Origin of the sequence: Chryseobacterium lathyri (assembly GCF_019970085.1) — a bacterium.
Taxonomy (GTDB): domain Bacteria; phylum Bacteroidota; class Bacteroidia; order Flavobacteriales; family Weeksellaceae; genus Chryseobacterium; species Chryseobacterium lathyri.
In genome coordinates, this window is record NZ_JAHXYG010000001.1 from 981941 (window position 1) to 996147 (window position 14207).

The following is a 14207-nucleotide window of genomic DNA, read 5'->3' on the forward strand; positions in this document are numbered from 1 at the left end:
ACTATGGATAACATTAATCTACTGCCGATATTCAACTCTGTGTTATACTCAATTTTAGGAATAGCCATTCTTTTGGTTTGCTATTTCATTATCGAAAAACTGACCCCGGAAAAAACATGGCATGAGATCTCACAAAATAAAAATATAGCGTTAGCGATTGTTTTCGGAGCATTTATCATAGGAATTTCAATGATTATAAGTGCTGCGATTCATGGATAAGAAGAGGATTCCTCTTGAGCTGCTTTTAATGTTCTCGGTTTTTGTCATTGCAACGTGCGGGCTCATCTATGAACTGGTGGCCGGTGCATTGGCAAGTTATCTTTTGGGAGATTCTGTCAAACAGTTTTCTTTCATCATTGGCGTTTATCTCTTTTCAATGGGGGTAGGGTCATATTTTGCCAAATTTATTAAAGGAAATCTCATCGATAAATTTGTAGAGATCGAAATCCTTGTGGGAATTGTCGGTGGGGTAAGTTCAGTTGTTTTATTTATCCTGTTTAATACCCTGGCCCATTTTGAGGCAGTGCTTTACCTTTTTGTTTTCTTTACCGGATGTCTGGTCGGGGTGGAAATTCCACTCTTGATGAATATCCTAAAAGACAGAATAGGGTTTAAAGACTTAGTATCAAACGTTTTTGCCTTTGATTATATTGGAGCATTACTGGCCTCAATACTGTTTCCTCTCGTGCTTATTCCGAACTTGGGAATTGTAAAAACACCTTTGTTTTTTGGATTGATTAATGTTTCTATCGCCATATTCTTATGTTTTTATATTAAAAAAGAACTTTCGAAACCACTTTCTTTAAAGATAAAATCCATTGGGGCTTTTACATTTCTTCTTGCCCTTTTTATCTTTTCAGATAAGATTTTGTCGTATTCAGAAGAAAAACTCTACGGTGAAAATGTGGTCTATACCAAAAGCTCGCCCTACCAGAGAATTGTTCTCACGAGAAATAACCATGAATTTCGGCTGTACCTGAATAATAACCTTCAGTTTTCCTCCACAGATGAATACCGTTATCATGAAGCGTTGGTGCACCCAGCGATGTCTATGGCAAAAAATATTGAGAATATCCTGATCTTGGGTGGTGGGGATGGGTTTGCTGCACGTGAAGTCCTGAAATATAGAGAAGTAAAAAATATTACCCTTGTTGACCTTGACGGAGAAATGACCGATTTCTTCCAAACCAATGAAACCATGCGTACCTTAAACCATAGTTCTTTATCTGATCCGAAAATCAAAATCATCAACAAAGATGCATACGTTTGGGTCAAAGAGAACAGACAGAAGTTCAATGTGATCATTATTGATTTTCCTGATCCTTCCAATTACAGTTTAGGAAAACTCTATTCATTGCAGTTTTACAAAGAACTGGAAAGACTGGCCGGTTCCGATACGAAAATTGTTGTCCAGACCACATCTCCATATTTTGCTCCGAAATCTTTCTGGTGTATAGAAAAAACGATCAATCAGATATTTCCATTTACTTCAGCATACCATACCTATGTGCCGTCATTTGGAGAATGGGGTTTTTCAATAGCTTCATTTGAACCTGTAAATAATAGGATCTATAGAAAGATTCCCAATTTAAAATATTACGATTATAATTTTTCCCAGCTTTCTTATTTCAGCAAAGACATGAAAGTGAATGATGTAGAAGTTAACCGTCTGGATAACCAGATATTAGTCCGTTATTTCGATGAAGAGTGGAGGAAAGTACAGTAGGAAAGATTTTCTTACAACAGTTTTTCTAGGCAGCCTTATGCTTCCTTTTCTGCAGTACTGCGGAAAGAAAGGAAGATCTCTGATGCTTAAAATTACCGGAACCAATCATGTTCTCGGACACAAGCTGTGGGCCAAAGATTTTCCAAAATTTTCAGAAGAAATCTACACGAAATATCTCATCGTCGGAGGCGGAATCTCCGGGCTTTCTGCATGCCGGTTTTTAAGCCAGAACAATCAAAATGATTATCTTCTGCTTGAAATGGAGAACAGGTTGGGCGGAAATTCTTCAAACGGACAGAATCAATTTTCAAAATTTCCTTTGGGTGCACATTATCTGCCCCTTCCCAATAAAGAAAATACTGAACTCATTGATTTTTTAAAGGACTGTGGAATCTACCAGGGAGATGACGAAAACGGAGACCCTGTTCTGGATGAATATCAGATGACTTTTCCACAGCAGGAAAGACTGTTTTACAAAAATGTATGGCAGAATGATATTGTTCCGCAGAAAGGAACTGATGCAGAAGTACAGAAAGAATTTGACCGTTTCTTTAAAACAATAGATGATTTCCGCCAGAAAAAAGATACTCATGGAAAATACTGGTTTGCTATTCCCGTCCATGACTCAAGCATAGAAAATGATGCTGTAAAACTAGAAAAGATCATTTTTAAAGACTGGCTGAAAGAGCATCATTATACATCGGAAGAATTGCTTTGGTTATTGGATTATTCCTGCAGAGACGATTATGGATTAGGAATTGATTTTGTTTCTGCCTGGGCAGGAATCCATTATTTTGCGGGAAGAAAAAATAACTGGAGTCGAAAATATAAAGATCAGGTCTTTACATGGCCGGAGGGAAATGCAAGACTAGCCAAACATCTCTCAAAATTTACGGACGGGAAACATAAGCCCGGTCATTTGGTTTTTGAAGTCAATATAAATGATAAAGTTGAGGTTTTAAGCTTTGATAACCTTAAAAAAAAGACAGTGAAAATCACTGCTGAAAAAGTACTGTTTACAGGCCCTCAGTTTATTGCTGAGAGAATTTTTAGCAGTAAAAAAGTAGCATCATTCAATTATGTTCCCTGGCTTTTGACGACCATTACGTTAAAGAATGAGTTTGGAGGTGATGAAGAACTGGCGTGGGATAATGTCATCTATGGTTCTGCGGGACTGGGCTATATTTTTGACCAGCATCAGAACATTGAGCAGATCATAGGAGAGAAAGTGATCACCTATTACAGGAGTTTTTCCAGCAGCGACTGTAGAAAAGCAAGACGTAAGCTGTATTCCATGAAAGAAAGTGAGCTTAAAACTTTAGTTTTAGATGATTTAAAGAAGGCACATCCGCTGATAGAAGATTTTATTTTAGAAATGGATTTTCATAAAATAGGACATGCTATGATAGCTCCGGTTCCGGGCCAGATTTTTGGTGAAGAAACCCAAAAGGCAAAAGAACCCATTGACGGGAAAATTTTCTTTGCCCATACAGATCTTTCAGGAATTTCTATTTTTGAAGAAGCTTTTTATCAGGGACTAAGAACAGCACAACAGATGATATGAAACAGCCTTGGATACATAATGCAAAAACAGACTGGTGGTTTATTTTATCTCCGCCTTTCTTGATCCTGCTGGTTGTTTTTCTTTTTCAGAAACAGATTCAGGGGCTTGAAAACAATCATTCTTTTTACACATGGCTTTTTCTTATTGTTTTTGTAGATGTAGCGCATGTGTATTCCACTTTATTCAAAACCTATTTCGTAAAGGGAGAAGTGCAGAATAGGAAACTTCTGTATTGGGGAATTCCTGTCCTGAGCTGGCTTTTGGGGGTCATCCTGTTCCAGTTTGGCAGCCTGGTGTTTTGGTCTGGCCTTGCGTTGGCAGCTGTTTTTCATTTTATCCGTCAACAGTACGGTTTTATGAGGATTTATGCACGTTTTGAACCTAATAACTGGAGCAAAAGGATAGATGAGGTCGCTGTTTATTCTGCTACAGTTTATCCTATGCTGTATTGGTTTAAGACCCCGCGTGCTTTTACGTGGTTTGTAGAAAATGAATTTGACTGGCTTAAAAATCTGCCGGATTATACCGAACCCATTACTATAATTTACTTTGTCATATTGGTGGTCTGGATTTTAAAAACGGTTTTTGAAGTCTTTAAAACTGAAAATTTTAATATTCCGAAAATTGCTCTGATAGCGGGAACCTATCTTTCATGGTACTTTGGAATCGTATATTTCAACAATGATCTGGTCTTTACTTTTCTGAACGTCATTTCGCATGGGATTCCATACATTGCACTGGTCTATATCCGGGAAATCCGGCAGAAAGAAAACCATCAGCTGGACAAGCTTTCTGTTTTTAAGTCAGCCCTCGGAGTATTTCTATTTATTGGAGTAATCTTGGGATTTGCATTCTTTGAAGAATTTTTGTGGGAAGTGCTGGTCTGGAATGAACATTTTTCACTGGATTTCCATGTTTCGGAAAAATTCCTTCAGTTTTTGGTTCCTATTCTGGTTGTTCCTCAGCTGTCTCATTATCTCCTTGACGGTTTTATTTGGAGGAAACCAAAAAAAGTTACCTAAATTTGTCGCTTAAGCAAAAAGCTATGAAGATACAGCAGTACTTTTTATCATTCACTGTTCTGTTGGGAATATTCGTTGGTGCCCAGCAGAAAACATTCTGTAACCCAATTAACATTGATTATGGTTATACGCCATTTGAGGCTTTCTCAAAACAGGGAAAACACCGTGCTACCGCTGATCCGGTGATCGTTAATTTTAAAAATAAGTTATTTCTTTTTTCTACCAACCAGGAAGGATACTGGTACAGCGATGATATGCTGGACTGGAAGTTTGTGAAGAGGAAATTCCTGAGAGACAATAAATATATTCATGACCTGAATGCTCCGGCTGTTTGGGCAATGAAAGACACCCTTTACGTTTACGGATCTACCTGGGAACAGGATTTCCCTATTTGGAAAAGTACCAATCCTACCAAAGACGACTGGAAAATTGCTGTAGATACTTTGAAAGTAGGCGCTTGGGATCCTGCATTCCATTATGATGAGGACAAAAATAAGCTGTATCTCTACTGGGGATCCAGCAACGAGTGGCCGCTTCTGGGGACTGAAGTGAAGGTTAAAAACCTGCAGTCAGAAGGCTTTGTAAAACCTATTATAAAACTGAAGCCTGAAGATCACGGTTGGGAAAGGTTCGGGGAATATAATGACAATGTTTTCCTGCAGCCATTTGTAGAAGGAGCATGGATGACTAAACACAACGGAAAATATTATATGCAGTATGGAGCTCCGGCTACCGAATTCAGCGGATATTCCGATGGCGTTTATGTCAGCAAAAATCCTCTGGAAGGCTTTGAGTACCAGCAGCACAATCCGTTTTCCTATAAACCCGGAGGTTTTGCAAGAGGAGCAGGACACGGAGCCACTTTTGAGGACAATTACAAAAATTGGTGGCATGTGTCAACCATCTTTATTTCCACTAAAAATAATTTTGAAAGACGCCTAGGAATCTGGCCGGCAGGATTTGATAAGGATGATGTAATGTACACGAATACCGCTTACGGAGATTACCCAACCTATCTTCCGCAGTATGCGCAGGGTAAAGATTTCTCAAAGGGCCTTTTCGCAGGCTGGATGCTGCTGAATTATAATAAGCCAGTTCAGGTTTCCTCTACTTTAGGCGGTTATCAGCCGAATCTAGCGGTAGATGAAGATATCAAGACGTATTGGAGTGCAAAAACAGGAAACTCCGGAGAATGGTTTCAGACAGATCTTGGTGAAGTTTCCACAATCAATGCGATTCAGATCAATTACGCAGATCAGGATGTTGAATTTTTAGGGAAAACATTGGGCAAAATGCATCAATATAAAATCTATGGCTCGAATGACGGAAAGAAGTGGAATGTTGTTGTAGATAAAAGTAAAAGCACCAAAGATGTTCCCCACGATTATGTGGAGCTTGAAAAACCAGTTAAGGCAAGGTTCCTTAAAATGGAAAACCTGAAAATGCCTACCGGAAAATTTGCATTAAGTGGTTTCAGAGTATTTGGAAAAGGAGCAGGTGAAAGACCAAAGAAAGTAGAAGGATTTGTTCCTTTAAGAGCTGATCCTAAAAAATACGGTGAAAGAAGAAGTATCTGGATGAAATGGCAGCAGAATCAGGATGCAGACGGATATGTGATCTATTGGGGAAAATCTCCGGATAAATTGTATGGAAGCATTATGGTTTATGGAAAGAATGAATATTTCTTCACCGGAGCCGACCGGACCGATTCGTATTATTTTCAGATCGAAGCTTTCAATTCGAATGGAATTTCGGAAAGAACAGAAATTGTAAAATCTGAATAGAAAAATAAACGCTTTGAAATTCTCAAAGCGTTTATTTTTTATCAGTTTGTTTAAGAAAAGCGGCAATTTTATTAATCAAGAACTCATCATTCGGAGCCTTGTCCCAGTCCAGATGACCGCCATTGAATTCATAAGTTTCATGTCTTACTTTATTCTGAATCAAAGCAGAATCTAATTTTCTCTCTTGAGATATAGGAATGACCTGATCCCTGTTTCCATAATAAGAAATGGTAGGTGGAGAGGTTTCATTAATCCAGAAAATAGGATTCGGAATATCTTGATGGGTAATATCTGTTGGAGTTGGCTTTGAGGAATCTATCATATGTTTTTCGACAAAAGAATAGTCGGAATATTTCCTGAAATCTGCACTATTTAAATCTGCAGGTCCTACAATATTGACAATTGTCTTTACTTTTTTTCTATGTTTATGGTCGAAAATCCTATTATAACCGTATAACATTGATAAATGGGCACCTGCGCTGTTTCCAAGCAAAATAAACTCAGGCGTAAACTTCATTTCCATAGATTTTTTAACTAATAAATCTAAGGCATTATCAATGTCTTTTGTTTGATTAGGAAGGATAAAGGAATGATTGGCTGCCAATCTGTAATTCATATTGGCAAAGGCATAATCAGGAAATTTTTTCATCATAGAAAGGGTAAAGAAAGTAAGCTGGGATTTATCTCCGCCTCGCCAGCCTCCACCATGAATGATGACAAAGATCCCCTTTATTGAGCCTCTATTTTTAGGAGTATAAAGATCTAGCTTCTGTTCAGGATCATTTCCGTACCGAATATTTTCTTCTTTTTCAAAACTGATATCTTTAGCCAAAGTCACTGTTTTTTCTTTGCAGCCGGTCCAAAGAAGGGATATCGAAAAAAAATACAGAATAATCACAAATCTTTTATCCATAATCATAAAGATAGAAAAACCCGCCGGAAATTCCGACGGATCTTACCACAAAATAATTGATATGAAGAAATGATAGTTCTATCTTGTTCTGCTTTTAATGGCGTCAGAAGCTCCTTCGATGTCTCTTACCTTTTTCACTTTCTGGTTTCCGAAATTGTAGGTAATGCTTAACGTCATGCCTCTGTTGTATCGGTTCTGGTGGATATAGTTGTAGTTTCCGTTGTCCTGGTAATCTTCAATTTCAATGATATTTGTATTTAAGACATCATTTACATTCAGGGCAAATGTCCAGTCGTTCCAGATTTTTTTAAGACTCAAATCCAGGCTCATAAGATTTCGCAATACTCCAAGCTCGATCTGCTGCTTATCTACAAAGAAGTAATTAACTCCGGCAAACCATGTTTTCTTTTTATCCAGACGAATCGTGTTGTTGGTTTGAATAACAATGCTCGTTGATTTTCTTTTGTTTTCATAAGTTGGGAAAACATCTCCCGAAGTAGGATCTATACTTAAACTTCCGTTGTTGATATTATGCTGTACGCCAATATTAAAGTTAGTTGTCCAGTATTGTTTGAAAAGGGATTTTTGTATTCCCACCATTGCAGACATCTCCTGCTTATCTCCAAAATTGGTACGGATGTACCTCAATTGGGTGTAAGGATCCATAATTGGCTGTCCATTTGGGCCAGGGACAGGATTTCCCTGTGCGTCAATTCTCGGTTTCAGAATGTCTCTCTGCAGCGGAACCTGTGTAATTACATCTTTAAAGTAGGAATGATTTAAAATCAGGAAATATGAATTTTTATACATATACGTAAGTTCCTGGTTGTAAGTGGAAGACGCTTTTACAAAAGGATTGTTCTGTGTATAATTATCCTCAGTCAAAATATTCCTTACCGGGTTTATTTCCCAGAAGCTCGGTCTTCTCATTCTGCTTGAAAATGCATATGAAATATTGTTTTTATCATTGATGGCATAATTCAGGCTCAGATAAGGTAAAAGATTGTTGTAGTTTCTCTCAATTCTTTTCAGATCGGCAGTAGGAGCGTTATCAGAAGTTCCTAAACTGTGTGTGATTTCATATCTGGTTCCTACTTTTCCCGAAAACTTATCAGAGAACTTTTTTTCAAGTGTTAAATAAACACCGTAAATACTTTCATCATAGATAAAATGATTCGGTTCCGGTTTTTGTTTTATCAGTTGACCCTTTTTATCGAATTCGTAGGTGTAATTTTTAGTATCGTTGTCTGTTTTGGTTTTGTTATAATTACCTCCCACGGATACAGTGAAATCATTCTTGAACTTTTGAATATAATCGGCCATTCCCGAAAAATTATTAATAATCTGAGGCAGATCCTGGATCACCTGCTTGCCCGGCAAAGAATAATTTCCGGAAGCATCTGGAAGAAGAGTCCTGTTATCAGTATACTGGAATCTCTTATAATTCAGGTAGGCTGCATTAAGGTTTAACTTACTTCCCAAAGAATCTGTTTTAAGCTCATAGTTCAGATTTAATGAATTGTTATAAGAACGGGTATTCTCGTTATTTTTTGAATTGCTGTAATTAAAAATATAATCTTTGCTGTCTGCATCATAGGAACGAATGGTATTGTACAGATCTACAGTAGAATTATAGCTTCTGTTGGCCCAGGTATTCCATGTTAGTGCCAGATTGCTGTTTTCTGTAAGCTGATAATCAACGTTGAGGTAACCGCCTAAATTTTTATTCGGGTCATTGATGTCTCCTTTAGATTCGTTGGAAGAAAGGTTGTTTCCGTTTCTTAAAGTATAGGTCTGAGCCTCTATATTTTCACCGCCGTTAAGATTGGCGCTGATTCCCAGCTTATCCTTCCTGTAATTGATGGAAAAGGCTGCAGAGCTTGCATTGTATTTGTTTTGTGAATTGGCCATCCTCATATTTCCGCTCAAGCCGTCGCTCATTTTTTTCTTTAAAACGATATTGATGATCCCATCTGAAGATTCCACCTGAAACTCACTTCCGGGCACCGTAATCACTTCTATTTTCTGGATATTTTCTGCCGGGGTATTTTTCAGGAACTGAACCAGGGATTCAGAATCCATATTGGTTTTTCTTCCGTTGATATAGATCAGGGCATTGTTTTTTCCTGCAATCTTTAACGTCTTATCATCCGTTGAAGACAGAAGCGGAGTCTGCTTTAGCAGATCAAAAGTGGTGTTTCCTTTGGCAACCGGAGATGCTGCAACATCATATACAAAACGGTCACTCTGTTTCTTAAAAACCTGTTTTGTAAGTGTAATGCCTTCTATAGATTTTGTTTTTACCGTATCGGATTTCTTTTCCTGGGCAAAAACTACGCTTCCTGAGATAGCTGCTGCCAGTATAATGATCTTTTTCATGATTCTTCTATTTAAATACCGTTTTTGAAACGGAGTGGTTGTGGTGGTTTGTGGTAATTGTAATTTTTTATAAAACTTAAGTTCTTGACTTTATCGCATCGTTGGCCGATTTCATTTCTCTTGCCTTTTTCAGTTTCTGGTTTCCGAAATTATAGGTTACCCCGATGTTCAGGATTCTTGGATATTCGAAATTGACTACGTTATTATAGCTGCCGTTAGGCTGTATTCCCTGTATGCTGTTATAGTTTTGATTAAATACATCATACACTTCCGCTACGAAGGTCCAGTTGCCCATGATCTTTTTTAAGCTCACATCAAAGCTCTGTCTTACGCCTAATGTTCCGCTTTCAATTTTTACTTTGCTGCCATAGTAATAATTAACTCCTAAAAACCAGTCCTTATTTGAAGAAAGACGTACCGTATTATTGATATTACCGGATATGTTGAAGTTTTTGAAATTAATTACATAAGGTTCAACCACTTCTGTCTGGCCTGCAACCGGAACCGAGGTAGGATCTTCCGTTACCGAGCCTTTATAGATGTTATATCCCAGGTTTACCGAATAATTGGTTGTCCAGATTTCCTTGAACCAGGATTTGTTCATTCCTAAGGTCAGTCCAAACTGTTTGTTGTCACCATAGTTTGTTCTTATATATCTTAAAAACCTTCTGGTAACAATTACCGTGTTTCCATTTTCATCCTTTTCCGGTCCGGTTACAGTTCCCTGCAGTGGTATTTGGTTGGAAGCATCTTTTACATAATTGAAGCTCAGGTTGGCAAAAAAAGCATTTTTGTACATATAGCTGAGTTCCTGATTGTAAAATTTAGAAGCCAGTACGAAAGGATTGTTCTGTGTATAGTTATTAGGCGTGAAATATGTTCTAGATGGATTCAGTTCCCAAAACCTTGGCCTTCTGATCCTGCTTGAAAAACTATAGGTAAGATTATGATCTGAACTGATGGCATAATTTAAATTAAGATAGGGAAGCAGATTGTTATAATTTCTGTCAAAGCTTGTTTTGCCAAGAATCTCGCCGCTGCTTCTGGTCATTTCATAACGCGTTCCTATTTTTCCTGAAAATTTTTCGCTTAGCTTTCTTTCATACGTAAGATACGCACCCAGGATTCTTTCTTTATAAATGAAATGATTGGTCTGATTCTCATTATTGATGATCACTCCATTTTCAATATCATCCTGTCTCGTATCATTATCCGTATTGGTGTGGTTGTAGCTTACTCCCATCAGCCATGTGTTGCCTTTTGCCGTCTTTTTCAGGTAGTCGATGTTCGCAGCATAATTATTAATGATCTGAGGAACTGACTGCTGCAGTGCACTGTACTTATTCTTCTTATCATTATTGAGTGGGAAACTTTCATTTGTACTCATTTTGTCCCTGTTGAACCATAAATAAGAAACATTCGAAGTAAGTTTGCTTCCGATGGAATCTGTTTTGATTTCATAATTCAGATTGAAAGAGTGATTTCTTGTCTGTGCGTTCTCATTGTTGACGGTTCTGTTAACAAGTGCGCCGTTTTGCCAGTTCGTTACATCAAGAATTGAATTGAAACTCTTATTATATCTCATGTTGTAGGTAAAACCTAAACTGTGATTCTTATTGATCTCGTAATCGATATTCACACTTCCACCCACATTCTTATTCGGATCATCATTATATCCCAAAGATTCATTTCTGAAAGTGGAATCTCCGTTCGATAAAGTATACCTTTCGCGGTCTGTCCAGCTTCCCGTATTGAAATTTGAATTCACAGACCATTTGTTTTTTCTGAAATTGAAAGAAGCACCTGCAGAAGGATTATTGTAATAAGCCTGTTCATTGTTCATTTTCAGGGTTCCGTTGTAGCCGTCATTTTTCTTCTTTTTCATCACAATATTGATCACCCCTTCATTGGATTCTACCTGGTATTCACTTCCCGGTGTTGTAATTACTTCAATTTTCTGGATATCTTCAGATGGAGTTCCCTTCAGCATTTCGATCAGAGCTTCAGCATCCATATTGGACTTTTTATTGTTGATGTAGATCACCACATCAGATTTTCCCATAATCTTAAGAGATTTTCCATCAATGCTTGAGATCATTGGAGTTTGTTTCAAAAGATTGAACGTATTGGTTCCCTTTGCAATAGGAGAAGAAGCTACATCATATATGAAACGGTCACTTTGCTTTTTGAAAACCTGCTTCTTGATATTCACAGCTTCAATATTTTTTACTTTCAGAGTATCCTTTGATTGCTGGGCAGCTGCCAGTCCGCTGAAAAATAAGGCGGCAATTAGAATATGAGTTTTCATGGTCATTATTTTTTTGTGGTTTAATAGCTTGTATCTGTTATTATTTAACATAGCAAAGATATATAATAAAAACAGTATCATGCAATACAAAGTACTTAAAATATTTTTAACTTATATTTAACTTGTTGATTTACAGTAATTAAAATTTTGAATTAAAATTTAAATACTTTTGAGTTTCTACATAATTAGACAATTCAATATGGAATTTTGTTACATCAGAGATTGAAAATTAATCAGATTTTAAAAAAAGTATGATGAAAAATTTAATAAAAGATGGATGTATCTATTTTATGATTAATTTAGTGTAAACTAAAAATTAATAACATATGAGAAAATTTTATCCTTTATTGTTGTTATTATTGTTGCTATTTTCATGTAAAAATGAAACATATATAGACATTGATGACAGCAACCCAACCCCTGAATCTAATTTTAATTTTGGAAGTACAGTACAGAGAAACTTTCAGGGAGTAGTGCTTGATACAGGCGGAAATCCTGTAAGCGGAGCAACGGTAACAATCGGATCGAGTACGGTTCAATCCAATTTCAAAGGTTTTTTTACTTTTAAAAATGCAGAGGTGAAGGAAAACTTTGCCCTGGTGAAAGTAACAAAATCCGGATTTGTAGACGGCTCAAGAGTAATGGTTCCTACGAGTGGAATAAACCGTGTAAATATTATGATGATCCCTGCAACCATAAAGGCAAGTATTAATTCAGGGACCACTTCTACGGTTTCTTTACCTAACGGAACAAAAGTAAAATTCGACGGAAGTTTCAAAGATACAAACGGAAATGCTTACAGCGGAAGTGTAAATGTTGCATTGTATCATTTAGCATCATCCAATCAGTATCTGACCGAATTAATGCCCGGTTCTCTCCTGGCAACCAACTCCGGAGGAAATGCAAGAATCATGGAAACCTTTGGAATGGTGCATGTTCAGCTTACAGGGAGTTCAGGACAAAAATTACAGATTGCAAACGGGCATACTGCTGAAATGACAGTTCCCATTGATGCTTCACAAACTTCAATGTCTCCGAACACAATTCCGCTATGGTCATACGATGAAAATACGGGAATGTGGAAGGAAGAAGGTTCTGCAACGAAGGTTGGAAATACTTATGTAGGAACAGTAAGTCATTTCTCCTGGTGGAATTGCGATGCGCAGTTTCCCCAGGCTATCCTGAAAGTAACGGTGAAAAATCCTGCGGGGTTGCCTATGGTTAATACAAAGGTGAGTTTAAAAAGAAGCAGCCAGACCTATGAAACCTATGGAATGACAGATAATTTGGGTACAGTTACAGGAATTATTCCTGCAAATGAAACTCTTATTCTTAAAGTGTATGATGTATGTAGCACAGTGGTTTATACTGCAAATGTAGCACCAGTAGTAGCGGGAAGTACCATGACGCTGCCTGATATTACAGTAACATCTACAGGAAATCAGTATATAATACAGGGAAATTTGAAAACCTGTGCCAATACTGATGTTACGGATGGTTATGTGCTTTTGAGACCTGCGGCCGGAACCAACTATTTTCAGTACACGTCAGTTCCGGTAAGCAGTACAGGTACTTTTTCATTTAATGTTTACTCATGTACAGCTAATCCACAATTTATTTTGGAAGGCTATGATTATACTAATTTGCAGACTTCAGGAGAAATTCCTTTTACAGCCAATTTACCGGTTATGAATTTTAGCAATCTTTCGGTTTGTAATTCGGTTAATGAATTTATCAGTTATAAGATTGATAATCAAAATGTGAGGTACGTTTTGGGAAGTATGTATGCTCAATGGTCTGGTCTTACTCCAACTTCTCCCAATATGCCGGCAAAACAATTACGAATTAATTCTGCATCACCTGCCGGAAATTCTTTCTATATGATTCAAAATAATATGCTTGGAGTTCCGGGAAGCTTTACTACAGATTATACTTTTGAGTTTTCAGGAGGATATTTCAATCCTACTACAGGAAATGTAGTGGTTCAGGTGACTAATTTCGGAGCAGTAGGAGCGTATATTGATTTTACGGTAAACGGAACTTATACGGATACGAACGGAAGCCATACTTTCATAGCAAACGGACATGTTCTAAGAGATCTTTAATCATCTAAAAGTAACTTAAATAAAAAAGGGCCATTTTGGTCCTTTTTTTATATCACACTGTTATTCTCTGTCAAAACGGGCTAGTTTTTTGTCTATCCAGATGGTAGCAAAAGGGAAAAACGCGGAAATTAATGCAAAGACACTGTCTTCGTCATCCCACGTGTATATTTTTCTTATTACAGGTAGAAAGATCAGGTAAAGTGTAAAAAATAATCCGTGAATACTACCAATAGTACTGATATATACGATTGGGACAACACCTTCAGGATCAATACGTATCCAGGTCATTGCGGTAAATAGAAAAAACCATGAAACGGCTTCTGCCAAACAGATTTGCTTAAACCATTTAATGACTTTTTCCTGAGGATATTTTGAGAAAAACTTTTCGATGAATTCCATATGGTAA

10 protein-coding genes are annotated in these 14207 nt (G+C 37.3%); 6 read left to right on the top strand and 4 right to left on the bottom strand.

Going from position 1 to position 14207, the window contains the following annotated elements; all coding sequences use genetic code 11:
- Window positions 1-3 precede the first annotated feature (3 nt).
- Genes LC418_RS04550 through LC418_RS04570 form a run of 5 tightly spaced genes read left to right on the top strand, consistent with a single transcriptional unit; the run spans window position 4 to window position 6096 of the window.
- Window positions 4-219, top strand: a complete 216-nt coding sequence (locus LC418_RS04550; protein WP_111957131.1) for a DUF350 domain-containing protein — start codon at window positions 4-6, stop codon at window positions 217-219.
- Window positions 212-1726, top strand: coding sequence for a polyamine aminopropyltransferase (locus tag LC418_RS04555; RefSeq protein ID WP_223558245.1), 1515 nt, complete (start codon window positions 212-214; stop codon window positions 1724-1726). Before LC418_RS04550 ends, LC418_RS04555 begins: the two co-directional genes overlap by 8 nt.
- The gene (locus tag LC418_RS04560; protein ID WP_223558246.1) at window positions 1701-3290 is read left to right on the top strand and encodes an NAD(P)/FAD-dependent oxidoreductase; all 1590 of its coding nucleotides are present in this window, start codon (window positions 1701-1703) and stop codon (window positions 3288-3290) included. The genes LC418_RS04555 and LC418_RS04560 overlap by 26 nt, the downstream gene beginning before the upstream one ends.
- Window positions 3287-4312 carry a hypothetical protein gene (locus LC418_RS04565; protein ID WP_223558247.1) on the top strand — a complete coding sequence of 342 codons (1026 nt, stop codon included), beginning with the start codon at window positions 3287-3289 and terminating at the stop codon, window positions 4310-4312. The genes LC418_RS04560 and LC418_RS04565 overlap by 4 nt, the downstream gene beginning before the upstream one ends.
- Before the next feature lie 23 nt (window positions 4313-4335).
- Window positions 4336-6096 (top strand): discoidin domain-containing protein, encoded by a 1761-nt coding sequence (locus LC418_RS04570; RefSeq protein ID WP_223558248.1) that lies wholly within the window; start codon window positions 4336-4338, stop codon window positions 6094-6096.
- A 31-nt stretch (window positions 6097-6127) separates the two neighbouring features.
- Here LC418_RS04570 and LC418_RS04575 read toward each other — a convergent pair whose 3' ends face one another.
- The 3 genes from LC418_RS04575 to LC418_RS04585 all read right to left on the bottom strand — a co-directional run bounded on the left by LC418_RS04575 (window position 6128) and on the right by LC418_RS04585 (window position 11696).
- The gene (locus LC418_RS04575) at window positions 6128-7009 is read right to left on the bottom strand and encodes an alpha/beta hydrolase (protein WP_223558249.1); all 882 of its coding nucleotides are present in this window, start codon (window positions 7007-7009) and stop codon (window positions 6128-6130) included.
- A 78-nt stretch (window positions 7010-7087) separates the two neighbouring features.
- On the bottom strand, window positions 7088-9388 hold the full coding sequence (locus LC418_RS04580; protein ID WP_223558250.1) for an outer membrane beta-barrel family protein: 2301 nt from the start codon (window positions 9386-9388) through the stop codon (window positions 7088-7090).
- A 76-nt stretch (window positions 9389-9464) separates the two neighbouring features.
- Window positions 9465-11696 (bottom strand): outer membrane beta-barrel family protein, encoded by a 2232-nt coding sequence (locus tag LC418_RS04585; RefSeq protein ID WP_111957423.1) that lies wholly within the window; start codon window positions 11694-11696, stop codon window positions 9465-9467.
- A gap of 326 nt (window positions 11697-12022) precedes the next feature.
- On the opposite strand from LC418_RS04585, the gene LC418_RS04590 reads away from it, so the two are divergent.
- A complete protein-coding gene (locus LC418_RS04590) occupies window positions 12023-13801 on the top strand; it encodes a carboxypeptidase-like regulatory domain-containing protein (protein ID WP_223558251.1) in 1779 nt (592 codons plus the stop codon).
- Window positions 13802-13861: 60 nt separating this feature from the next.
- Here LC418_RS04590 and LC418_RS04595 read toward each other — a convergent pair whose 3' ends face one another.
- Window positions 13862-14200 carry a DUF3817 domain-containing protein gene (locus LC418_RS04595; protein WP_223558252.1) on the bottom strand — a complete coding sequence of 113 codons (339 nt, stop codon included), beginning with the start codon at window positions 14198-14200 and terminating at the stop codon, window positions 13862-13864.
- Between the last annotated feature and the right edge of the window lie 7 nt (window positions 14201-14207).